This is a genomic window from Isoptericola sp. NPDC056134 (assembly GCF_042264825.1).
GTDB lineage: Bacteria > Actinomycetota > Actinomycetes > Actinomycetales > Cellulomonadaceae > Isoptericola > Isoptericola nanjingensis.
On the sequence record NZ_JBHJVM010000074.1, the window covers coordinates 1 to 1,409 of the forward strand.

Sequence of the window (1,409 nt, forward strand, 5' to 3'; positions counted from 1 at the left end):
TCAGCCCTTGAGGCCTTGGGTGGCGACGCCGTCGACGATGTAGCGCTGGAAGAGGATGAAGAAGATCATCACGGGCAGCAGTGCGAGGACGGCCATGGCCATCTGGGCGCCGTAGTCGGACACGCTGGTCTGGTCGACGTACAACCGGAGCGCGATGGGCAGGGGGTAGAGGTCGGGCTTCTTGAGGTAGAGCAGGGGGCCGAGGAAGTCGTTCCAGGACCAGATGAACGCGAAGATCGAGCTGGTGATGATCGCGGGGCGCATCAGGGGCAGCATGATGGAGCCGAAGATGCGGCCGTGGCCGGCGCCGTCGATGCGGGCGGCCTCGTCGAGCTCGCGGGGCAGGTTGCGCATGAACTGGACCATGAGGAACACGAAGAACGCTTCCCCGGCGAGGAACTTCGGTGCGAGCAGGGGGATGAAGGTGTTCACCATGCCGAGCTCGTTGAACATGATGTATTGCGGGATGATCACGACGTGGAACGGCAGCAGCAGGGTGCCGATCATGATCGCGAAGAAGATGCCCCGGCCGGGGAAGTCGATCCGCGCGAACGCGTAGGCCGCGACGGTCGAGGACAGGATCACCCCGACCACCGAGGCGACGGCCAGGATCATCGAGTTGCCGAAGAAGGTCCAGAACCCGACCCCGCCGATCCCGGACAACGCGGTGGCGAAGTTCGACAGGGACAGGTGCTCGGACCACAGGCTGATGTTCCCGATGATCTCGTTCGACGGCTTGAACGAGGACATGAGCATCCACGCCGCGGGGTAGAGCACCACGATCGTGCAGATGACCATGAAGGCGTGGAACCCGACCGACCGGACCCCCTTGCGCCGCTTGGCCGCCTTGCGCAGTGACGTGTCGACCTGGCCGGGCGGGCGGGACGAGCCCGAGTCGGTGGGGATTCCTGTGGCGGCTGCCTGGTTCGACAGCGGCGGTGTCGTGATGTGCGCGCTCATCGGTTGTCTCCGGAGTAGTGGACCCAGGCGCCTGAGGTCTTGAACAGGATCGCGGTGATGATGCCGACCACGACGACCAGGACCCAGGCCATGGCCGAGGCGTACCCCATGTCGAACTGGGCGAAGCCCTTGATGTACAGGTACAGCGTGTAGAACAGGGTGGAGTCCGCCGGGCCGCCGGTGCCGCCGGAGATGATGAACGCGGACCCGAACACCTGGAACGCGCCGATGGTCTCCAGCAGCAGGTTGAAGAACAGCACCGGGGACAGCATCGGGATCGTGATCCGCCAGAACTTGCGGATCGGGCCCGCGCCGTCCACCGCGGCCGCCTCGTACAGCTCGGCCGGGATCTGCTTCAACCCCGCGAGGAAGATGACCATCGGGGCGCCGAACGTCCACACCGCGAGCAGCACGAACATCGGCATCGTCTTGGACGGGTCACCCACCCA

Annotated in this window: 2 protein-coding genes; both read right to left on the reverse strand. The window is 65.2% G+C overall.

Going from position 1 to position 1,409, the window contains the following annotated elements:
• Complete coding sequence (locus tag ACFCZN_RS21335) at positions 1-960, reverse strand: carbohydrate ABC transporter permease (RefSeq protein ID WP_430558098.1); 960 nt, start codon at positions 958-960, stop codon at positions 1-3.
• The coding region (locus tag ACFCZN_RS21340; protein ID WP_430558099.1) for a carbohydrate ABC transporter permease at positions 957-1,409 on the reverse strand (453 nt) is incomplete at its 5' end. The genes ACFCZN_RS21335 and ACFCZN_RS21340, both read right to left, overlap by 4 nt.

Coding starts and splice junctions, on each gene's coding strand:
- ACFCZN_RS21335 (WP_430558098.1), bottom strand. CDS start 960: ATGAGCGCGCACATCACGACACCGCCGCTGTCGAACCAGGCAGCCGCC.